The sequence below is a fragment of the Streptomyces phaeolivaceus genome (genome assembly GCF_009184865.1).
Lineage (GTDB): Bacteria > Actinomycetota > Actinomycetes > Streptomycetales > Streptomycetaceae > Streptomyces > Streptomyces phaeolivaceus.
The window spans coordinates 8,355,843-8,376,834 of the sequence record NZ_CP045096.1; the positions used below are offsets into that span (position 1 = coordinate 8,355,843).

At 71.2% G+C, this 20,992-nt stretch carries 16 protein-coding genes; 4 read left to right on the plus strand and 12 right to left on the minus strand.

The window, feature by feature from the left end; translation table 11 throughout:
- Nucleotides 1-132: 132 nt before the first annotated feature.
- The 7 genes from F9278_RS38255 to F9278_RS38285 form a co-directional block, all read right to left on the minus strand.
- Nucleotides 133-1,461 carry a helix-turn-helix domain-containing protein gene (locus tag F9278_RS38255; protein WP_152172385.1) on the minus strand — a complete coding sequence of 443 codons (1,329 nt, stop codon included), beginning with the start codon at nucleotides 1,459-1,461 and terminating at the stop codon, nucleotides 133-135.
- A 398-nt stretch (nucleotides 1,462-1,859) separates the two neighbouring features.
- The gene (locus F9278_RS38260; protein ID WP_152172386.1) at nucleotides 1,860-3,512 is read right to left on the minus strand and encodes an acyl-CoA dehydrogenase family protein; all 1,653 of its coding nucleotides are present in this window, start codon (nucleotides 3,510-3,512) and stop codon (nucleotides 1,860-1,862) included.
- Nucleotides 3,513-3,610: 98 nt separating this feature from the next.
- Nucleotides 3,611-4,621, minus strand: a complete 1,011-nt coding sequence (gene sbnA / locus F9278_RS38265) for a 2,3-diaminopropionate biosynthesis protein SbnA (RefSeq protein WP_152172387.1) — start codon at nucleotides 4,619-4,621, stop codon at nucleotides 3,611-3,613.
- 57 nt (nucleotides 4,622-4,678) lie between these two features.
- Nucleotides 4,679-5,722, minus strand: a complete 1,044-nt coding sequence (gene sbnB / locus F9278_RS38270; protein ID WP_152172388.1) for a 2,3-diaminopropionate biosynthesis protein SbnB — start codon at nucleotides 5,720-5,722, stop codon at nucleotides 4,679-4,681.
- Entirely contained in the window at nucleotides 5,719-6,798 is a 1,080-nt protein-coding gene (locus F9278_RS38275) for a TauD/TfdA family dioxygenase (protein ID WP_152172389.1), read from the minus strand. The genes sbnB and F9278_RS38275 overlap by 4 nt, the downstream gene beginning before the upstream one ends.
- Nucleotides 6,795-9,296, minus strand: a complete 2,502-nt coding sequence (locus F9278_RS38280; protein ID WP_152172390.1) for a non-ribosomal peptide synthetase — start codon at nucleotides 9,294-9,296, stop codon at nucleotides 6,795-6,797. Before F9278_RS38280 ends, F9278_RS38275 begins: the two co-directional genes overlap by 4 nt.
- Nucleotides 9,297-9,310: 14 nt before the next feature.
- Nucleotides 9,311-11,797: a Pls/PosA family non-ribosomal peptide synthetase gene (locus F9278_RS38285; RefSeq protein ID WP_152172391.1), complete on the minus strand. Its 2,487-nt coding sequence runs from the start codon at nucleotides 11,795-11,797 to the stop codon at nucleotides 9,311-9,313.
- A gap of 629 nt (nucleotides 11,798-12,426) precedes the next feature.
- Between F9278_RS38285 and F9278_RS38290 the strand changes: the two genes are divergently transcribed.
- From F9278_RS38290 to F9278_RS38295, 3 genes are all read left to right on the plus strand, one after another.
- On the plus strand, nucleotides 12,427-13,560 hold the full coding sequence (locus tag F9278_RS38290) for a YihY/virulence factor BrkB family protein (protein ID WP_193241827.1): 1,134 nt from the start codon (nucleotides 12,427-12,429) through the stop codon (nucleotides 13,558-13,560).
- Between the two features lie 65 nt (nucleotides 13,561-13,625).
- On the plus strand, nucleotides 13,626-13,766 hold the full coding sequence (locus tag F9278_RS46510; protein ID WP_193241828.1) for a hypothetical protein: 141 nt from the start codon (nucleotides 13,626-13,628) through the stop codon (nucleotides 13,764-13,766).
- Nucleotides 13,767-14,082: 316 nt separating this feature from the next.
- The gene (locus F9278_RS38295; RefSeq protein ID WP_152172392.1) at nucleotides 14,083-14,769 is read left to right on the plus strand and encodes a helix-turn-helix domain-containing protein; all 687 of its coding nucleotides are present in this window, start codon (nucleotides 14,083-14,085) and stop codon (nucleotides 14,767-14,769) included.
- Nucleotides 14,770-14,791: 22 nt separating this feature from the next.
- On the opposite strand, the gene F9278_RS38300 is transcribed toward F9278_RS38295, so the two are convergent.
- Entirely contained in the window at nucleotides 14,792-15,196 is a 405-nt protein-coding gene (locus F9278_RS38300; protein ID WP_226967130.1) for a VOC family protein, read from the minus strand.
- 200 nt (nucleotides 15,197-15,396) lie between these two features.
- Here F9278_RS38300 and F9278_RS38305 point away from each other — a divergent pair, with 200 nt between their 5' ends.
- The gene (locus F9278_RS38305; RefSeq protein WP_152172394.1) at nucleotides 15,397-16,065 is read left to right on the plus strand and encodes a hypothetical protein; all 669 of its coding nucleotides are present in this window, start codon (nucleotides 15,397-15,399) and stop codon (nucleotides 16,063-16,065) included.
- On the opposite strand, the gene F9278_RS38310 is transcribed toward F9278_RS38305, so the two are convergent.
- The 4 genes from F9278_RS38310 to F9278_RS38325 all read right to left on the minus strand — a co-directional run bounded on the left by F9278_RS38310 (nucleotide 16,062) and on the right by F9278_RS38325 (nucleotide 20,989).
- A complete protein-coding gene (locus F9278_RS38310) occupies nucleotides 16,062-17,996 on the minus strand; it encodes an alkaline phosphatase family protein (protein WP_152172395.1) in 1,935 nt (644 codons plus the stop codon). The genes F9278_RS38305 and F9278_RS38310 overlap by 4 nt on opposite strands.
- A gap of 155 nt (nucleotides 17,997-18,151) precedes the next feature.
- The gene (locus tag F9278_RS38315; RefSeq protein ID WP_152172396.1) at nucleotides 18,152-19,192 is read right to left on the minus strand and encodes a LacI family DNA-binding transcriptional regulator; all 1,041 of its coding nucleotides are present in this window, start codon (nucleotides 19,190-19,192) and stop codon (nucleotides 18,152-18,154) included.
- Nucleotides 19,193-19,415: 223 nt separating this feature from the next.
- Nucleotides 19,416-19,976 carry a dihydrofolate reductase family protein gene (locus F9278_RS38320; RefSeq protein WP_152172397.1) on the minus strand — a complete coding sequence of 187 codons (561 nt, stop codon included), beginning with the start codon at nucleotides 19,974-19,976 and terminating at the stop codon, nucleotides 19,416-19,418.
- A 755-nt stretch (nucleotides 19,977-20,731) separates the two neighbouring features.
- Nucleotides 20,732-20,989, minus strand: a complete 258-nt coding sequence (locus tag F9278_RS38325; protein WP_152172398.1) for a DUF7848 domain-containing protein — start codon at nucleotides 20,987-20,989, stop codon at nucleotides 20,732-20,734.
- Nucleotides 20,990-20,992 lie beyond the last annotated feature (3 nt).

Below are 20,992 nucleotides of genomic sequence, written 5' to 3' on the forward strand. Positions count from 1 at the left end.
GGGTCGGCCTGGCTGCGATGCTACGGCAGTGGGACACGTGTCACGCCGAGGTCCCGGGAAATACAGGGAGATCCCTCACTCCGGGGCCATGATCCGTTCACCGTGAAGGGTTCGCGGATGTTTGACGGACGCTCAAGGGTTCGACCGCTCTCTCTCGTGCCCCGGGGGCCGCTCCGCCCAGGTCGGGGCGCTGGGTGTGCTTCCCCGGGTGCGGATCACCCCCGGGGCCACCGAGTGCGGGAGCAGGTCCAACGGGGTTTCGGGGAGGAGGACTTCGACGTCGGCCCGTTCGGTGAAGCGGTACGGGCGGTGGTCGAGGAAGGCGCCGAGATAGCGGCGTACCCGGGACATCTCGGCGCGGACGGTGACGGTGCGGGCGGGGTCGCCGAACATGTCGTCGGCGAGCGCGGAGGCGCTGCGCCCGGCCCGGTGCAGGGCGAGGAGGTACAGGAGTTCGGCGTGGCGCGGCGTCAGCTCATGGGTCCAGGAGCCCGCGCAGCCGGCCACGGTGACGGTCCAGCGGCGCGGATGGGAGACGTCGAGGGTGATGTGGGTGGCGGTCGGGGCGGGCGCGGGCTCCGCGGTGGGGCGTATCAGCCAGCCCGCGGGCAGCGGTTCGACGGTGCACAGGCCGAGCGCGGGGAGCCAGCAGCGGCCGGGGGAGAGCGACTTGGGCAGCGCGACCCGGCTGGTGTACGGCATGCCGGTGACCGCGGCCGTCCAGCCGTCCCGGTCCACGGCGACCGCGCGCCCGCCGAGCCGGGCCAGCACCGGCGCCGCCACCGCGCGCAGTTGTTCGAGCGAGGTGAGGTGCAGGTCCCGCAGCCGGGCCTGGGCGAGTTTGGCGACCGAGTCGACCAGGGCGAGGGTGGAGGGGTGCAGGGTCTCCAGCGGGCCGCTGATGTCGACCGCGCCGAGCAGCCGCCCGTCGCGCGGGTCGGTGATGGGGGCGCCGGTGCAGGTCCAGGGGTGCAGGGCGCGTACGAAGTGCTCGGCGGAGAACACCTGGACGGCGCGGCGGGAGACGAGGGGCGTACCGACGCCGTTCGTGCCGACGGTCTCCTCGCGCCAGTCCGCGCCGATCCCCAGACCGTGCCCGTCGGCCTTGCGGAGCACCGCCGTACTGCCCTCGCGCCACAGCACCCGGGCGTCGGCGTCCGCGACCATCATGATGTGCTGCGCGGTGTCGGCGAGGGAGAGCAGCCCCTCGCGCAGCACCGGCAGGACATGGCGCAGCCGTGAGGTCTGGCGGCGCCGCTCGACCTCGTCGCGGCCGAGGAGGTCGGCCCGGAAGTCGTGGTCGGGGTCGATACCGCTCTGCAGCATGCGGCCCCAGGACTCGCGGATCGCCGGGCGCGGGGCGGGTTTCGAGGGCCGGCCGTCGAGGGTGGAGGCGCGGACCTCGCCGAGGACCCGGGCCGCTCGGGCGGCGTCCGTGGCGGTGAGCCGCGTGACTTCCATCGGCGAGTGCGGCACTCGTTCCTCCCCGGCAGGCCGGTCCGCTCCCCGGCCCCTGGTGGCCGTGGAAGTCCGGATCTGCGTTACGGCGTTGACTGCGGGTTTCATAGTCTGCCGCTCTTCGGCCACGGAGGGACACGCTCCGGCCACAGAGCGCAGATGAGTTGCAACCCCCTGCAACCCTGGCGTACCGCCCCACGCTCCTTGAAACTTGTTCAACGTCGCCCACTGCGGCGTACGCGCTCCGCTCAAAGGGGCTCAGAAAGCGGGGGTGGTGCCGTGTCGGCGCAGCACCACCCCCGCGTCGCACCCCGTGTCCCACCGCCGGGGCGCACCACTCGAAAGAGGACGCCGACACCTTGGAGGGGGCGCCCTCCGCGCCCGTGAAGGCCGGTGTCGGTTCAAGCCACCGGACGCGCCCGTTCCACGATCGACGCCAGATCCAGGGTGTGCGGCAGGGTGCCGAAGGCCGAGCCCCCCTCGCCGCCCAGCCGGGAGGCGCAGAACGCGTCCGCGACCGCCGGGGGCGCGTACCGCACGAGCAGCGCGCCCTGCAGCACGAGGGCGAGCCGTTCCACGAGCCGACGTGCGCGGGCCTCGATGCCGTCCAGATCGGCGAGTTCGGTCAGCAGGCCCTTGATCGCGGCGTCGAGCCGGTGGTCGGCGCCGCGCGCCCGGCCGACCTCCCGCAAGTAGGCGTCCAGGGCCCCCGGTTCACGGCCCAGGGCGCGCAGCACATCCAGCGCCTGGATGTTCCCGGCGCCCTCCCAGAGGGAGTTGAGAGGCGCCTCGCGCACCAGCCGGGGCATACCGGACTCCTCGACGTAGCCGTTGCCGCCGAGGCACTCGGAGGCCTCGACCACGAGCGGGGTACAGCGCTTGGTGATCCAGTACTTGGCGATCGGCACCGCCAGCCGCAGGAACGAACGTTCGTTCTCGGTATCCGGCCCGGCCGCGTCCACGGCGTCGTAGGCCGCGGCCACCCGCATCGCCAGCGTCGTCGCCGCCTCCGACTCCAGCGCCAGATCGGCCAGAACGTTGCGCATCAGCGGTTTGTCGATCAGCGGCCCGCCGAACGCCTCCCGGTACGCGCAGTGGTGCGCGGCCTGCGCCACCGCCTGCCGCATCAGCGAGGCCGCGCCCAGCGCGCAGTCCAGCCGGGTGGCCGCCACCATCCCGATGATCGTGCGCACCCCCCGCCCCTCGTCCCCGACCCGGCGCGCCCACGTCCCGTCGAACTCGACCTCGGCGGAGGCGTTCGACCGGTTGCCCAGCTTGTCCTTCAGCCGCTCGATACGGAACACGTTCCGTGACCCGTCGGCCAGCACCCGCGGCACCAGGAAGCACGTCAGCCCGCCCGGCGCCCGCGCCAGCACCAGGAACCCGTCCGACATCGGCGCCGAGCAGAACCACTTGTGGCCCGTCAGCTCGTACGTCCCGTCCTCGGCCAGCGGCCGTGCGGCGGTGGTGTTGGCGCGGACGTCGCTGCCGCCCTGCTTCTCGGTCATGCCCATCCCGAACAGCACCCCGGCCTTCTGGTCGGCGGGCCGCAGGTCCCAGTCGTAGAGCGGCGAGGTGAGCCGGGGCTCCCACTCGGCGGCGAGCACCGGGTCCGTGCGCAGCGCGGGCACCGCCGCGTGGGTCATGGACAGCGGGCAGCCGTTGCCCGCCTCGACCTGGGTCCACACGACGAACGCCGCCGCCCGCCGCACATGCCCGCCGGGCCGGGTCCAGGCCGCCGTCAGCCCCGCCGAGACCCCCTTGCCGAGCAGCCGGTGCCACGACGGATGGAACTCGACCTCGTCCACCCGGTTCCCGTACCGGTCGTACGCCCGCAGCCTCGGCGGGTTCTCGTTCGCCAGCCGCCCCCACTCCCGCACCTGCGCGGAGCCCGCCGTACGCCCGAACCCCGCCAGGTCGTCCCGCGCCTCCTCCAGCACCTCCGGCGCCAGATGCCGGTCGACCGCCTCCGTCAGCACCTCGTCGGCGGTGAAGACGTCGTAGTCCACCAGGGGCGGAGGCTGATTGGTCACTTCATGGGTGCTGGCTGCCATGTGCAGGAACCTACCCGTCGGCATCGCGTCCGCGGACGACGCTCACCGGTGTCCGGCGCCGGACCGCGACGGCCCGGCACCGGACCGCCGAGGCCGGCTCAGACGGGCGCCGCGAGTTCGCCCGTCCCCAGTTCGCCCGTCCCGAACTCCCCATCCGGGTCGAGTACCGCCTCCCCGTACTGCTCCAGCGGCCAGCCCGGCCGGTAGACGGTGTCGAGATAGCGCTCCCCGAGGTCCGGGGAGATCGCCACCGCCGTGGTGTCGGGCGTGCCGTTGCGCGCCAGCCACTCGGCCGCGCCGCTGACGACCGTGCCGGTGGAGCCCCCGAAGAGGAAGCCGCGCCGGGCCATGCGATGACAGGCCCGTACGGTGTCGATCTCCTCCACCCGCACGACGTCGTCCACATAGGACGCGTCGAGCAGCGCCGGGGTCACGCTGGTGCCGAGCCCCGGGATCATCCGGCGGCCCGGCGCCCCGCCGAACGCCACCGACCCGACGCTGTCCACGGCGACGATCCGCACCCGGCGCCGCCGCTCCCAGAACCACTGGGCGCACCCCATCAGCGTCCCGGAGGTGCCGACCCCGACGAACAGCACGTCGAGGCGCGGGAACTGCCGGGCGACGGCGGGCGCGGTGGTGCGGTAGTGCGCCTGCCAGTTCGCCTCATTGGTGTACTGGTCGAGCCATACGTAGGTCGGGTCGGTGGCGCACAGCGCGCGGACGTACGAGATCCGCGCCCCCAGAAAGCCGCCGAGCGGGTCCGGCTCGGAGATGACGTGCACCCGGCTGCCCAGCGCCTCGATCATGCGCCGGGTCTGCGGATTGCACCGGGAATCGGTCACGCACAGAAACCGGTAGCCCCGGCTCGCCGCGATCATGCTCAGCGCGACGCCCAGATTGCCGGACGACGACTCGACGAGCGTCGAGCCCGGCCGGAGACGTCCCTCCCGTTCGGCTGCCCGCACCATCTCGGACGCGGCCTTGAGCTTGATCGAACCGGCGAAGTTGAACCCCTCGCACTTCAGGAAGAGCTTGTGTCCGACGACCTGACGCAGATCGACGTACAGCTCCTCCTCGTTGAAGTCCGTGGGAACGGATATGACTGGCACCGCTGCCCCCCTGGTTGTGCAATGTCGTACTCGTCGTACTCGCTGTGCCCCCGGCGGTCAGCCGTGGCGGCGCAGCTCGTGGAAGAAGTCGTCCACGATCCGCAGTCCGCCGGAGCGGGCCACTTCATCGTGAACATGACCGCCGACCGCGAGGTCCAGGACCCCGAGGCCGAAGGGCGAGAAGATCACCGGACGGTCCGCCGGCACGGTCGCCCGGCCGGTGAGGACGTCATGGAGCGTTCCGTCGAGGAAGTCCCGTGCGCCGGTGAGCTGTTCGGTCAGGTGCGGTGACGTGTTCGCCTTGAGGCAGTGCTCGACGTCGTCGACGAAGTTCGCCGACGCGAGCAGCACCTCGGGCGCGAGATCGCGCAGCGACACGTGCAGCACCAGCGGATGATGGGCGAACCACTTCGGTTCATGGATGTGCGGCTCGCCCGCGATCGTCGCGAAGACCACCAGGTCGCTCGCCCGGATCACGTCCTCGGCGCTGTCGTGCACCGTCACCCGCCCGTCCGCCCCGGACCGCTCCAGATACCCCCGGAACCCGGTCGCGCTCTCCGCGGCCAGGTCGTACACCCCCACCTCCTCGAACGCGAAGCCCGTCGCCACGAGGAAGGTGTGGATGTACCGGGCGATCAGACCCGTGCCGAGGAAGCCGACCCGGGTCGGACGCGGCGCCCCCCGGCGCGCGTCGCTCAGCCGGTCGGCCGCCAGCGCCGCCGACGCGGCGGTCCGCGTGGCGCTGATGATGGAGGCCTCCAGACACGCGAACGGATACCCGGTGGCGTGATCGTTGAGGATCAGCACGGCGGAGGCGCGCGGCAGCCCGCTCGCGGTGTTCTCCGGGAAGCTGGAGACCCACTTCAACCCGTCCACCTGGTACTTGCCGCCCAGAGAGGCGGGCAGCGCGATGATCCGCGAGGACGGACGGCCGGGGAAACGGAGGAAGTACGACGGCGGGTTGACCGTGTCGCCGGTGTCCCCGTTCCCGTGCAGCAGATAGGCGGCCTCGACCAGTTCGACGACCTCCCGTTCCCGGCCCCGCAGGGCCTGCCGCACCTGGGCACCGGAGATCACGGCGAAACCCGGAACCTCGGTCATGTGAAGCTCACCTCGTCCTTCGCGTCGGAGTGCTGCATGGAGTGGTGCGTCGGCCGCACGGGGTCCGCCAGGCCCACCAGCACCTCGCGCGGCCCCTCGAAGGGCTCCCGGCTGTGCGCGCAGCGGATGTTGTCGACGAGGAGCAGGTCACCCGGCCGCCACGGGGTGCGGACGGTGTGCGCCGCGTAGACCTGGTTGAGGGTCTCGACGACCTCGGCGCCGATCGGTTCGCCGTCGCCGTGCCGGGTGTTGAAGGGCAGCCCGTCGGGCCCGTACATGTCCACCAGGTACTCGTGGACCTCGGGGTCCATGGTCCATTCGTTGAGGAACGCGATCTGGTTGAACCAGCAGCGCCGGCCGGTCACCGGGTGCCGGAGCACGGCGGCCCGCCGCTGCCGGGTGTGCAGGGACCCGTCGGGCCGCCAGGCGAACGCGAGGGAGTGCGCCCGGCAGTACGCCTCGACGACGGTCCGGTCGTCGGTGCCGAACGCCTCGGCCACCGACGCCCCGATCTCGTCGTTGTAGGAGCGGGTGAGCAGCCAGCCGTCCCGCTCGAACCGTTCGGTCAACTCCCTCGGCAGCGCCGCGAGTACGGCCTCCGCGTCGGCGACCCCGGTGGCCCCGCCCCGCCCGGCGGCCTCCAGGCAGGCGAAGAGCAGCAGGCCGGGGAACTCCAGCGTGTAGCTCAACTCGTGGTGCATGCACATCGGTTGGTTCGACGGCCAGGCCGTCGACGAGTACACCCCGTCCGCGTACGTCCGCCGGGGCGCGAAGGCCTCCTTCTCGGTCATCAGCGTGTCCGCCAACCCGTGGAAGACCGCGCCGACTTCGGCCGCGTTCCGCAGCCCCAGCCCCCGGACGAGCACCGAGCCGTGCTCGGCGACGACGGCCCGCAGCGCGTCCCGCTGCCCGGCGGCCCAGTGGGCGGCGGGTTCGCCGGGGGAGACGGTGAGGAGCGGCGGACTACCGGGCGCTGTCTCAATGTCCGGCAGCGGCAGGGGAGTCGAAGGCGATGGCACGGTCGCCGTCTCCTTCCGGTGGCGTCCCGCCGCGCGGCGACGGCTCAGAAAGCTCATGACGACGCCCTCCCCACGGTCCCGGCGGCGGAGCGCGGTGTCCCGGAGACGTTCCGCGCACCGGCCGCCCTGGTGTCGATCAGTCCGGCCAGCTCGGCCAGGACCGGATGCCCGTTGACGTCCCTGGGGGACACCGCCCGCTCCAGGGCGATCGCCAGCTTCACCGCCGACAGCGAGGTGCCGCCCCGGTCGAAGAAGTGGTCGTGCCGGCCGATCCGGGCCCGTGGCACCCCGAGCACCTCGGCCCACACCTCGGCCAGCCGCCGCTCGGTCGGGGTGACCGGCGGTTCCCCCGACTCGAAGTCCCCGGCGTCCAGCCGCTCGGCCAGCGCGGTCAGCGTCCGCCGGTCGATCTTGCCGTTGGCGGTCAGCGGCAGACTCTCCCGATGGTGGAACACCGACGGCACCATGTACGCCGGCAGCGAGGCCGCCAGCCGGTCCCGCAGCTCCTCGGCCGCGAGCGGCCGGCCCGAGTGGAACGCGACCAGCCGTGTCCCCCAGGCGACCACCACCGCGCCGTCCCGGACGCCCGCCACCTTGAGCAGCGCGTTCTCCACCTCGCCGATCTCGATACGGAAGCCCCGCACCTTGACCTGGGTGTCCCGGCGGCCCAGGAACTCCAGCTTGCCGTCGGGCCGCCAGCGCCCGTGGTCCCCGCTGCGGTAGAGCCGTTCACCGGGCCGGTACGGGTCGGTGGTGAACGCCCGCGCGGTGCGCTCGGGATCGTTGACGTACCCCCGTCCGACACACACCCCGGAGAAGACGATCTCCCCCGGCGCGCCCAGCGGCACCAGGGAGAGCCGCTCGTCGACGACGTACACCCGGACGTTGCGGACGGGACGGCCCAGTGGCACCCGGCCGCCCTCCGGGGTCCGGTCCATCACCTCGTGGTTGGTGTCGTCCGAGGTCTCGGTCAGCCCGTAGGCGTTGACCAGCGGTATCCCCGGCTCGGTGGCGAACCAGCGCTCCGCCAGCTCCTTCTTCAGCGCCTCCCCGGTGACCGACACCCGGCGCAGCGCGGGCAGTTCACGGGGGTGCCGCTCCAGATGGGCGAGGACCGCTTCGAGGTACGACGGCACCACCTGGACCACGTTCGCCCGGCCGTCGGCGATCCGGTCGACGAACCGCTCGACGTCCAGGATCACGTCCTGCTCCACAAGGAGGGTCCGCCCGCCGACCAGCGGCGCGGCCAGCAGCTGCCACAGGGAGATGTCGAAGCACTGGGGCGCGGTCTGCGCGACCACGTCCCCCTCGCCGATGTCGAGGTCGTCGAGCTTGGCGTGCAGATGGTTGAGCATCCCGCCGTGCTCGCACATCGCGCCCTTGGGCTCGCCCGTGGAACCGGAGGTGAAGTAGATGTACGCCAGCCGGTCCGGCCCGATCTCCATACCGAGGTCGGAGTCCGGATGGGCCTCGTCGTACGCGTCCTCCACCAGCAGCCGCTGTGTCCCGGGCAGTGTGGCCAGGGCCGCGTCCAGGGTGGCGGTGCCGCCCCGTTCGGTGAGCACCAGCTCGCAGCCGGCGCGGGTGAGCATGCGGGCGACGCGCTCGGCGGGGAAGTGCGGCTCGACGGGCAGATAGGCGCCGCCCGCCTTGAACACCGCGAGGACGGCCGCCATCCAGTCCAGGTTCCGTTCCGTCACCACGGCGACGACGCCCTCACGGCCGAGACCCCGGACCAGCAGGGCCCGACTGAGCTGGTTGGCGCGGGAGTTGAGTTCGCGATACGTCCAGCGCCGGTCGCCCTGGACGGCCGCGACCGCGTCCGGGTGGGCCACGACCCGCTGTTCGAACAGCTCGTGCACCCGGCGGTCGGGCAGTTCGCGGTGGGGTCCGGCCAACCCGTCCAGCTGGAACCGGAGTTCGTCGTCGCCGACCAGACTCCGCCGCCCGTGCCCGGCGTCCGGTTCGGCGGCCAGCAGGGTGAGCGCGGTGACGTGGTACCCGGCGATCCGGGCCGCGCCGTCCTCGTCGAGCACATCCGTGCGGTACCGCAGCCGCAGCGCCGGACCGTCGTCGCGGTGCACCAGCCCGATGCGCAGGACCACGTCCTCGTCGAGGTCGCCGTCGCCCCCGCCGGTGTCGAGCACGGTCTCGAACGGCGGTTCCTCCAGGCCGAGTTCGTGCCGCAGGGCGTCGACCGGGAACCCGGCGTGCGTCAGCAGCGCGGCGGCGGTCCGGTGGGTGCGCTCAAGGAGTGCCCGCCAGGTGTCGCCGGGCTCGGCGGTGAGCCGGCAGGGCAGCAGACGGCCGTCCTCCAGCCAGCCGGTGACGACCTCGCTCTCCCCCGACAGCGCGGCGAGCACCTTGGCGTGCGCGGCGAGCAGCGCAGCCGTACCGTCCGCGGCGGTCAACACCCCTTCCGGGAGGGCTGTTTCGTAGGCGGCGACCCCTTTCGCCGGTTCGGCGCTCCACCGCGGTATCGCGGTCCGCCCCCCGGCGGTGAGCACCTCGTGCCAGTACGTCCGGGCGGTGTCGCCCGCATCCGACAGTTCCATGTTCTTCCCCCGATTCACCGTGATCCGGTGTTCTCCGTCGCCGGGTTTCCGCCCCAGCGCGCGTACGGCGGCACCTCCTCGCCCTTCATCAGGAAGGAGTCCGGCGCCAGCACGGCCCCCTCGCCCAGCGTCACGCCGTAGTGGACGAACGCCTGGACCTCCAGCGTGCTGCCGGCGCCGATCGTGACGTGGTCGGACTTGAAGGTGCCGTCCTCCTGCGAATGCGCCTGGATCTTGCTGCCGGCCGCGAGCGTGCAGTCGTCGCCGACGGCGGTCAGCGTGCGCTCGGTGATGAACACGCCGTCGTCGAAGACCCGCCGCCCGATCCGCACCCCCAGCAGCCGCCAGACGAGGTTCTTGTAGGGGGTGCCGTTGAGCACCTCCAGATGCTTGTCCGGCAGCTTCCACAGCCGCTCCTGCCGCCAGAAGACGGGGTCGTAGATGGAGCACAGCCGGGGCCGCAGCGGCCGGAAACGGGTCAGGGACCGCTCGACCAGCGCGTAGTAGAGGACGGTGAAGAGCAGTGCCGCCCCGGGCAGCGCGGCGAGCGCCAGCGGTCCCACCAGGCCGTCGCCGTGTCCGTACAGGTCGTAGGCGGTGAAGCCGAGCACGGTGAGGGCGAAGGTGTGCAGCCAGCGCAGGAACAGGAACAGGCCCATCGAGCGCAGGTTGAAGCGGTTCTTCGCGGCGAGCCGCCGGCGCAGTTCGTCGCCCTCGCGCAGATGGTCGAAGCGGCTGTCGCGCTCCACCGAGCGGGGGATCTCGAAGGGCGGTGAGCCGAGCAGCCCGACCCCCTCGCGGATCTCGCCGTCCAGCGGGACCAGCACCTTCGTGGCCAGCAGGCAGTTCTCGCCGGTCCGGCCGCCGACCGGGTAGGCGATCAGATTCCCCAGGAAGTTGTGCCCGCCGATCGCCGTCCGGGACACCCGGAACGACGTACCCGAGTAGTCCGCGTTCATGACCGACAGTCCGTCCGCGACCATCGTGCCGCTGCCGACCTTCACCAGGTACGGCGTCTCGTGCCGCATCTCGGTGCCGAAGTTGGACCCGGTCTGGTCGACGCGGGAGAGGTCGTATCCGAGGGCCTTGAGGTAGGGGACGATGTACGAGCTGTCGCCGCAGAGCCACTTGAAGAACTTGAGGTTGGTCAGCCGGGTGATCGCGCGGTGCAGCGAGTAGTGGAAGCCGTACAGCGGATAGACGCGGTCGGGCTTCACCAGGGGCCGCAGCAGCCGGGGCACGGCGAACACGCCGAAGGCTCCGACGGCGATCGAGCCGGTGAACAGCGCGAGCGACAGGACCATCGCCTCGATGTAGAAGCGCGCCGAGGAGACGTGGTGCGCCGCCGGGTCGAGCAGGGTGTCCAGCTCGGGTGCGGCGGTGAGCAGCAGACAGGCGCCGCCGACGGTCAGCGGCAGGTACAGCAGCAGCGTCTGGAGCAGGGCGGCGAGCCCGTAGCCGGCGCGCTTGAGCGTGCCGCACGGGAGCGGCGGGACCCGGACGTGGTCGACGTCCGTGGGCCGGGCCGGTGAGCCGTGCCAGCTCTGTCCGGCCGGGACCGACTCGTCGGCGCGCAGCGCGGAGGAGTGGCCGAGCTGGGAGCCGTCGCCCATGGCGGTGCCGATGTCGAGGACGGTGTGCTCGCCGACGAAGACGTCCCGGCCGAGGGTGACCGGGCCGGTGCGGATGCGCCCGGCGCGCGCCCGGTAGCAGAGGAAGTGGGAGTCCTTGCGGACGATCGTGCCCGCGCCGATGGTGAGCAGATCGGTGCAGACCGGGACGGTGTGGCTGAGGATCGTGACGCCCGCTCCGATGCGGGCGCCGAGGGCCCGGAGATAGAGCACGTACAGCGGGTTGCCGACGAAGAGGATCATCGGGCTGGTGCGCAGGAGCGCCTTGACGGTCCAGAACCGGAGATACGCCGGGCCCCACACGGGGAACTCCACGGGCTTCCACCGCCCGACCAGCAGCCACTTGGCGACGACCGGCAGGGCGCACAGGGCGAGGAAGCCGAGCAGACCGAAGACGGCCGAGCGCAGATAGATCTCCACGATCCCCGGGGCGTCCGCCACCCACTCGTACCCCTGGACGTATCCGGAGGTGGCGAGCAGGCAGTAGCCGGCGAAGAGGAGCAACTGCAGTGCCCCGCACAGGGCGTAGCGGAAGGTGCTGCCCGGGGGCGCGGGTTCGGCGGGCGCGGGCGGGGCGGCCGGTGGCGCCGGCGCCTCGGTCAGCGCGGTGGCGAGAGAACGGATCGTGGGGTGACCGTAGACGTCCCGGATGGACACCGACGGCAGATCGGGGTGCTTCCTGACGCGGGCACAGAAATGCGCCATCGTCAGCGAGTTGGCACCGAGGTCGTCGAAGAAATGGCTTTCTGCGGGCACGTGTTCGACGCGTGCGACGCCGGCCAGAACTTCGGCGAGGAGTCGCTCGACGGCGGTGTACGATTCCGTCGCGTCCGGCTCGGCCCCCTGGACCTCGCCCGGTGTTTCCGCCACGGGTCGTGGCGCTGGCAATGTCATTGAATTTCTCCGCGACAGGTATTGCGATGGAAGGCGCCCGGGGGTGAACGGGACGGCGCGCGGAATGACAGAAGGAGGGGGAGAGGAGTTGCGGGAAAGGGAAGCGGTGACGTATGTGGCGGAATTGATCAGGCCTGGTCGGAGCCTGGACGAATCCCCGGTGTGCGCTGTGCCGGCATCTGGTCCAGAGGGGCGCAGCGGAATGCAATCCGGATTCTTTCGGTACATTCGGGAACAGGTCAAGCAGGGTCGGGTATTTGACGATTTCCCGCCCCTTTCCGGCCTCTTCCTCGATCTCTGTCGAAGTGTCGGACCTGTGTCCGTCCCGGGCTTCAGCGGGGAACTTTCCAAAAGGGCGGTACAAAAGCGCCCGGAGGTTCCACTTCCGGCCTCCTCAATGATTCGGCCAGCACGTGCATGACAGAAAAGGCGATTCGGAATCACCTTTGGTTTCTGCTGGGTTTCCCTTCGTTTGCTGCCCCGTGACGCGACCGGAGGGAAGCGTGCGCCGCACGCGGACGGGAGGATGTGCCGCACGCGGGCCCTGCCACCGCCGACGGCACCGGGAGGTGAGGGCGGCACGTCTGGCCGGATACCTTTAGGGCGTGCAGCCAGCAAGTCAGTCACCCCCACCGCCCGGGACGTCCGAGAGCCCCCATGGACGTCTCCACCGCGCCCGCGCCCTCTATCGGGACGTCTCGAAGCGCAGGACCGCCTGGCTGCTCCTGAAGGACACCGTCAACTCCTGCATCGAGTACCGCATCCTGGGCCTCGCGGCCGAGGCGGCGTTCTTCACGCTGCTCTCCGTGCCGCCGCTGCTGCTCAGCATGATCGGCCTGCTCGGCTACGTCGACGACTGGACCGGCGCCGACACCATCGCCAGCCTGGAGCTCAACCTCCTGGAGGCCTCGCGCACCGTCCTGTCCGACAAGGGCGTCGCCCAGATCGCGCAGCCCATCCTGGACGACGTGATGAAGGGCGGTCGCCCCGACGTCATCTCCATAGGCTTCCTGTTCGCCCTGTGGTCCGGCTCCCGCGCGGTGAACGTCTTCATCGACACCATCACCGTCATGTACGGCCTCGACGGCGTCCGCGGCATCGTCAAGACCCGGCTGATGGCGTTCCTGCTCTTCCTCGTGGCCCTGCTGATCGGTTCGATCGCCCTGCCGCTGATGGTCGCGGGACCCGACGCGGTCGTCCGGATCGTCCCGTGGTCGGCGACGGTGGTCCAGGTCCTCTACTGGCCCGTGGTCATCGTCCTGTCCATCGTCTTCCTGACCACGCTCTACCACGTGTCAGTACCGGTCCGCTCCCCCTGGGTCGAGGACGTACCGGGGGCGTTGGTGGCCCTCGGCATGTGGGTCCTGGGCAGCTTCCTGCTCCGTATCTACCTCACCAACACGGTCGAGGGCGCGACCATCTACGGCTCCCTGGCCGCCGCCGTGGCCGTCCTCCTCTGGATCGGCGTCAGCGCCTTCGCCGTCCTGGTCGGCGCCGCCGTCAACGCCGCGATCGACCGTGTCTGGCCCGCAGCCGCCACGGCCGCGGCCCGCGCCGCCAACGAACGCCTCCGCGAGGAACAGGCCGCCGAGTACGTGGCCCGCGCCGCCGCCGCCCGCTCCCACGACCCCGAAGACCCCGACATGCCCTCCGAGTTCCCCGAACGCTGGTCCCGCTTCCTCCCACCGGAGGACGTGACATCGAGGCTGCGGTCACCGGCGAAGAAGGGGGAGGACTAGGCGAGGCCAGCGGCTGTCGGCCCCCCGGGCACCCCCAGGCCTCTCAGGGGCGCGGGGAACTGCGCGTGCAACCACGCACGACCCGCACCCGGCGGCGCACCCGCACCCCGTCGGAGACGCGCGCGTCGCGCCCGTCCATCAACCCCTCGAACGCCGCCACAAGAGAATCCACCTCCTCCGCCGGCACCCCGAACCCCGGCAACTGATCCCCGTGGTCCCGCGCGGACACCGGCACATGGACGAACTCCCGCCCCACCACCGCCGAGATCTCCGCTTCGCCGCCACCACCGTCATGTCCTGAGTGCGTGGCGTGTTCTCCGTCATGCCTCCAGTGAACGGCCCCCGCTTCCGCACCCCATCGCTGAACGGCTCATTCCCATGAGCGCGCGTCCACGCTGACGGACATGGACGCACTCACCGGCCTGCGGGAGGGCGACGCCTGGATCATCCCCAGGAGCATCGGCGGTCGGTGCAGGGCCGAGCGCGGTGGTACCCGGTGGCCACAGGCGTAGCCTTTTCGATGTGTATGTGGAGAGGGCTTCTCGGCTGCGTGGGGCCGTGGTGTGGACCAACAGTCCGAGTGGGCCGGGCACCGGACGGATCCTGCCCGACGGATGCATGGATCTGCTGTGGAACGACGGGCGGCTGATGGTCGCCGGACCCGATACGCACGCGTACGTCGACGAAGGGGCGCCCGGCGGCTGGGCGGGGCTCCGGTTCTTTCCCGGGCAGGCGCCCGCCTTCCTCGGTGTGCCCGCGCACGCGTTGCGGGACCGGCGGGTGGAGCTGGCCGAGCTGTGGTCGCCGGCGGTGGTGCGGCGGCTCACCGCCCGGGTGAACGCGGCGGGCGATCGGGCGAGCGGGCTCGAAGAGGTGGTCCTGGGGCGGGCGGCCGAGCTGGGGCGGCCCGATCCGGTGCTGCGACGGATCGTCGACGCCCTGGACGCGGGGCGGCCCGTGGGCGCGACCGCCGACGAACTCGGTCTCGGGGCACGGCAGTTGCACCGCAGATCCCTCGCCGCGTTCGGGTACGGACCCAAGACGCTGGCCCGGGTGCTGCGCCTCCAACGGGCACTCGCGCTCGCCCGCGACGGTGTGCCCTACGCCGAGACGGCGGCCCGGACCGGGTACGCCGACCAGGCGCATCTGGCGCGTGACGTACGGGAGTTGGCGGGCCTGCCGCTCGGCGAGCTGCTCGGCGGACGGTAGCGGGCCCCCGCGGGGTGCGGGGCTACTCGGGGGCGGGCGTCGGCAAGGGCGCGAACAGGTCGACGCCGTTGCCGTCGGGGTCGTGGATCACGGCGTACCGCTGGCCCCACACCGCGTCCCACGGCTTGAGTTCACCGTGGTACCCGGCGTTCACCAACTCCTCGTACACCGCGTCCACTTCGGCCGGGCTGTCGCACAGCAGGGCCAGCCCGGCGCCGCCGCCCGTCCCCCGCCGGTACCCGGGGTGGAAGGAGCGGACGGTCTCCTCGGTGTCGAGCAACAGCCGCAGTCCGCCGGGCAGTTCGGCCTCGGCGTGCGGCTGGTCCTCGGCGCCCTCCGGGAAGGCGAAACCGAGCCGACGGTAGAAGGTGACGGAGGCGGCCATGTCCGAGGCCACCATGCCGATCGCATCGAGTCGTGGAGTCATACGGCCACCGTAGGCGGACCGTCGGCGGCCGGTCTTGAAGGAATCGGACACATGCGGGCGGGAGGCGATCGTCGGCCCCGCCCCGCCCCGCCGGTTCCGGGGTCTCCGCCCATGGCCCCGGGGGCACTGGGAGTAAGCGCTCTCGGGAGAACGTACTCTTTGGCTCACCTGTGGAACAACTGTGCGGCAGGATGGTGGGCATGCTCATGCCCCGTACCGCGCGTGTTCTGCTGCCCCTGGCGTTGCTGCCGTTGGCGCTCACCGCCTGCGGGACCGAGAAGGCCGTGATCGCGGGCCGCGAGCCGCTGCGGCCGGCCCCCGACCGGGCGGAGCTGAACGCCCGCGCCGAGGCGCTGGGCCTCGCGCCGGGGCTCGTCTACATCACCGAGTCCCCCGGGTTCACGCTGGCCCGGCAGTCGGTCGGCGTGTACGGCGCCGACGGCTTCTCCGCCGCCTACTGGTCCCGGGAGAGCAGCGCCCAACTCCTGCTGCTCGTCGACCGCGGCACGATGACCGCCGAGAGCTGCCCGGAGCGGCCGATCGGGCAGGGCACCGGCGCGCGGATCGGCTGTGAGCGCGACGGGGACGCCTGGTACCGCACCTCGGCGGGGCAGCACGAGTACGCCGTGCCGGAGGACGGCCATCTCGTCCGGATCAGCGCCGCCGAGGCCGTGGTGGACCGCAACGCCCTGCGGGCCGCCGCGCTCGCGGCCCGCCGCCCCACCGACGGCGAACTCGCCGTCCTCCTCCCGCCCCGCCGCCACGACAAGCCCCCGCCCCCACCGGACCACGGCCCCCCGTTCGAACGCGGCGACCTGCCCCCGGCGGGCGACGGCGCACCCGACAACGAGGTGGGCGCCTCGGGTTAGGACGTACCACCGCCCGGCTGTTCGGGGCCGAAGGCTGTCATGAAGCGGTCGCGGAACTTGTCCATCCGCCAGGTCGGTGTGGAATCGGCGGGCTGGAGCCCGTCCGTCCAGCCCCAGTCGGCGATCTTCTCCAGCACCTCGGGGTCCTGGGCGACGATCGAGATCGGCACATCGTGGCTGGGGTTGTCGCCGGTGACCGTCTTGTTGGGCTGGTGGTCGCCGAGGAAGACCAGGACGGTGTCCTTGGAGCCGTACTTCGCGACGAAGTCGACGATGCTGCTCACCGAGTACTGGATGGACTTGCGGTACTCGTCCCGGACGGCCAGCGGGTCCTTCCAGACCTCCGTCGGGTCCTTGCCCTCGGCCTTCTGCAGCGAGTCGTAGACCGACCCGTCGCCGATCTGGTCCTCCGGGATCGTGCTCGGGATGGGCGCCCACGGGTTGTGGCTGGAGGTCAGAATGATCTCCGCCATCATCGGCTCCCGGTCCTGTCTGCCGTGCTCCAGTTCCTCGAACGCCTTCAGCGTGTACTGGTCGGGCATGGTCGACCAGCTGAACTTCGGCCCCTGGTAGCCGAGTTGGTCGGAGTCGTAGATGTGGTCCAGGCCGAAGTACTTGCCCTCCGGCCAGGCCTTCTGGGTACCCGGCACGATCCCGACCGTGCGCCAGGCCCCGGTCCGGCGGAAGGCCTCGGTCAGGGTGAGGCGTTTGCTCACGACGAGGTTGGAGTAGCGCGACTGGTTCTTGATCCACAGGCCGGACAGGAACGTGGAGTGCCCCAGCCAGCTGCCGGCGCCCGTGATGGGGGAACGCAGCCAGCCGCTCCGCGACGCGTACCCGGCGTCCTTCAGCTCCTGCGTCTTCTGCGCGAGCGTCTCGGAGAGCGGCTCACCCATCCGCGGGTCGTCGATCGCGGAGCGGCCGTAGCTCTCGATGAACGTGATCAGTACGTCCTTGCCGCGCAGCCCCGTCAGCAACTGGTCCGGCGGTACGTCGGCGAAGGCGTCCACCGCGGACTGCTTGCGGAACGCCTCGGCGTCCTTCAGTCCGCCGCTCACCGACTCGATCCGGTTCTCCACGAGCGTCGCCGCGCTGTGCGAGGCCACCGGCACGTCGGCCACCTCCAGCGTCAGCGTGGAGCAGGTGATCCACGCGGTGCCCAGGACCAGCAGCGTCCGGCTCGCCGTCTGCCGGTTGCGTGTCATCAGCCGGCTGATCCGCGCCACCGCCAGCGTCATCAGCACCGGCAACGCCAGCGTCAGCGCGATCACCCCGACGGTCACCGCCAGCGCCGCCGTGTCACCGAGCGAGTCCTGTACGAACGTCCGCGCGTTGTTCAGCAGGATCCAGTCGAGCACCAGGTCGAACGGGCGGTCCAGGGTCCAGTACGACCCCATGTCCAGCATCTTGACCGTCGTCAGCAGCCCGAGCAGCACGCCGACCACGACCACGGTCACGCGCCGCGCCCTCGCCGGCAGTACGAGCAGCAGCCCGGCCACGAGGATGCCCTCCGCCGGGAGACGCAGGAACCGGCCGAACTCGATCTTCGTGACGTCGTTCGGCAGCAGCAGCGCGACCATGACGAGCACGACGGCCAGCCCACTCACACCCCAGGCGACACCCCGAGCGGCCCGGGGGTGCTCGGCCCGCCAGCCGCCGGGGGAGACCGCCTCCTCGGCCGGGACCTCACCAGCAGCCTCGGCCGGGGTTTCCTTGTCCGCGTCCGGCTCGGCCGCCGGCTGAGTCTCAGGCTCGGTTTCCGGCTCGGTTTCCGGCTCGGCCTTCGCTCCCGCGTCCGCCGAGCTCTCTCCCGAGCTCTCTCCCGAACTCTCTTTCGACGTCCGCTCCGGAGGGGCGGCTTTCTCCGGGGCCTTGTCGTCGTCCGGTGCCGGTGTCGGTCCCGGAAGCTGCGGAGAGCGTATGTGCGACAACCCGAAGGTCCTTCCCTGTGGAGCATGTGGAGCTCAGTGCTGGTGGTGCGGAGGGGCATCCGTATCCGTACGGTCCCACGTCGCCAACCGTTCACCCGAACTCAGGGTCTCCGCAACCACTTGACCGAACCGCAACGCGCCCCGCGCCCACCGCCTCAGGCCGGCCGCAGCGCCCCCGTGCTGGACCGCTCCACCAGCCGCGTCGACAACTCGGTGCGGGTGCCCTCCGGTTGGTCGCCCTCCATCATCCGCACCAGCAGCCGCAGCGCGGTCTGGGCCATCTCCGAGAGCGGCTGGCGGACGGTGGTCAGCCCGGGAGTCGCCCAGCGGGCCTCGGGCAGGTCGTCGAAACCGACCACGCTGATGTCGTCCGGCACCCGCAGCCCCCGCTCGGCCAGCGCCTCGTACACACCGAGGGCCATCTTGTCCGAGCAGACGAACACGGCGGTCGGCGGCTCGGGGAGATCGAGCAGCTGGAGCATGCGGTGCCGGGCGGTGGTCTCCATGAAGTTGCCGTAGCGGACGTACTCCGGCCGGTACGGCACCCCCGCGGCGCTCAGTGCCGAGCGGTAGCCCGCGACCCGGGCGCTGCCGCACATCTTGCGACGGTATCCGGCGATCACGGCGATCCGCTCGTGCCCCAGGGCCAGCAGATGGTCGGCGGCGGTCATCCCGCCCTGCCAGTTGGCCGCGCCCACCGAGACCACGCCCGGCGGCGGCTCCAGGACCGGGTCGATCAGTACGAACGGGATGCGGTGCTGGGTGAGCCAGGAGTACTGGGCGGGGGACAGCTCGGCCAGGTTGAACAGCACGCCCGCCGAGCCCCGGGCGGTGAGCTTGTCGAACCAGCCGCGTTCGGGGCGGGCGCCCCGGGTGCGGGTGAGGCCGGCCGAGACCACGACCTCCAGACCGGCGTCGTGGGCGGCCTGTTCGACGCCGTGCAGTACCGCGCCCGACCAGGAACTCTCCAGCGAGTGCACCACGAGGTCGACCATGCGCGGCGGTTTGGACGCCTCGAACCGGGGTCTGCGGACATAGCCGAGCCGGTCCAACGCCTCGGTGACCCGGCGCCTGGTCTCCGGGGCCACGTCCTCCCGGCCGTTGACCACCTTGGAGGCCGTCGGTACGGAGACCCCGGCCTCGCGCGCCACCACCGCCAGCGTCGGCCCGGCCGTCGCGCTCCCGCCACGCACCATCGCGACTCCACCTCTCAGGGCCCGTCCCGAGGCCCGTGAAATTTTCGAACAGCACGGTGCACACGGCGGAATCCCGAGCCGCGTAGCAAGCGCTTCCTACGTTAAGCCCAACTCAACACGGCGGGAAGAAGCGGGGATTCACTGGACGGCCCCAGGCAAAACTTTCGAAACTTCGAACAGGTGGAGTTCCGGCAGGTGGAGCTCTGATCAGGTGGAGTTCTGGTCAGCGCACCACGCGATGGCGGAGATGGACGACGTTCGAGCCGAAGGGGCGGGTCTCCACGAGTTCGAGATCCACCCGGCGCTCGTCCCGGGGAAAATACGGGATGCCGCCGCCGACCAGTACCGGATAGACCATGGTCCGGTACTCGTCGATCAGGCCCGAAGCGGCGGCCTCGGCGGCGAGCGTCGCGCCGCCGATCGCGATGTCGCCCTCCCCGGGTTCGGCCCGCAGCCGCTCGATCTCCTCGGCCACACCGCCGGTGGCCAGCCGGGCACCGCCCCGCACGGTCGACAGCGTGGTGGAGAACACCACCTTGGGGAGCGGGTTCCAGAGCGCGGCCCATTCGAGCTCCGCCTCGCCGAGCGAGTCCTGGTCGACGGTCTCCCAGTACAGCATCGTCTCGTACAGCCGTCGGCCCATCAGATGGACGCCGACCTCGCGGATCTCGTCGATCCAGTAGCGGAAGACGTCCGGCTCGGGCCCCGACCAGTCGAAGCCGCCGTCCGGCCCGACGATGTAACCGTCGAGCGATACGTTCATCGAATAGGTCACGCTGCGCATCAGCGGTCCTCCTCCGTAGGGGGTTCGACATTACGACCGTCGGACACCTCGGGACTCAGCGCGGCGCGCGGGGATTTCCGGTAGAGGCGGGAAGCAGAGCGCCGCAGGAGGGATGAAGAGTCCCGGCGGTACCGTCAGGCTCGTGACGCGTACTTCGTAGAGCAGAATTCGACGCGCAGGGCACCGGCTGGAGCACAGAAGGGGCGCCCCTTCGTGCCTCTGGCTCGGCCGCGGTGAGGGACAGCCGGAGGGTCGGTTCGGAGGGTCAGGACGGGTCGCTATCGGCCTGATCGTGCGCGAGTGGGCAAGCGTCGACCATGCCCCGGACCAGGGGAATCATCTGCTGGTTCGGATGAGTCGGGCAGTAGCGCCGACCGGCCCTGTTGTCCGTTGCCCACTCATCCTCCGCCAACTCTCTCGGAGACATGGGCCTGTAGCGACTCGTCATGCGATCACCCGTTCAGGAAGGGGTCGGGGGGTCGTCCTGCGGCTGCGGCTGCGGCACCGGGTTGCCGGGGTCGCCCGGGCTGTTGCCCTGGTTGTCCTCGTCACCACGGAGGGTTCCCAGTGTGCACCTCATTGGCACGTCCTTTCATTCGTATCGCCGACATCGGTCAATGTCGGTCGAATTCATCCGACCGTCAGCCCTGCTGCTGGCGGACGGGACCGTGCAACTACAGTCGTCGTGCACGTAGTTGAACGGAGTTCGAGAGGGGGCCGCCTCTAGGCGGTCAGCGGGCTGCACTGCTCGACCGTCAGGGTGCAACCGGCGAGGGTACGGGTTCGATCGCCTCCCACAGCACATAGCCAGCCATCGACTGCCTGTACCGACCGTGGCGCGTCTCCCGTGTGTGCTCGCGCATCCACACGTCAACCTCGGCGGGGTCGGAGCGGGGGCCGGATTCCGCTCCGCACTCCACTTCGTCCCCGAAGACACACCGAGCCTCGTGCTCGATCTCGGCGGTGTCGTCCGGTCGCACCTTGTAGGGCACGTACTTGATCACGCTACGCATGGC

Coding starts and splice junctions, on each gene's coding strand:
- F9278_RS38255 (WP_152172385.1), bottom strand. CDS start 1,461: ATGGAAGTCACGCGGCTCACCGCCACGGACGCCGCCCGAGCGGCCCGG.
- F9278_RS38260 (WP_152172386.1), bottom strand. CDS start 3,512: ATGGCAGCCAGCACCCATGAAGTGACCAATCAGCCTCCGCCCCTGGTG.
- sbnB (WP_152172388.1), bottom strand. CDS start 5,722: ATGACCGAGGTTCCGGGTTTCGCCGTGATCTCCGGTGCCCAGGTGCGG.
- F9278_RS38275 (WP_152172389.1), bottom strand. CDS start 6,798: ATGAGCTTTCTGAGCCGTCGCCGCGCGGCGGGACGCCACCGGAAGGAG.
- F9278_RS38280 (WP_152172390.1), bottom strand. CDS start 9,296: ATGGAACTGTCGGATGCGGGCGACACCGCCCGGACGTACTGGCACGAG.
- F9278_RS38300 (WP_226967130.1), bottom strand. CDS start 15,196: ATGACTCCACGACTCGATGCGATCGGCATGGTGGCCTCGGACATGGCC.
- F9278_RS38305 (WP_152172394.1), top strand. CDS start 15,397: ATGCTCATGCCCCGTACCGCGCGTGTTCTGCTGCCCCTGGCGTTGCTG.
- F9278_RS38315 (WP_152172396.1), bottom strand. CDS start 19,192: ATGGTGCGTGGCGGGAGCGCGACGGCCGGGCCGACGCTGGCGGTGGTG.
- F9278_RS38320 (WP_152172397.1), bottom strand. CDS start 19,976: ATGCGCAGCGTGACCTATTCGATGAACGTATCGCTCGACGGTTACATC.
- F9278_RS38325 (WP_152172398.1), bottom strand. CDS start 20,989: ATGCGTAGCGTGATCAAGTACGTGCCCTACAAGGTGCGACCGGACGAC.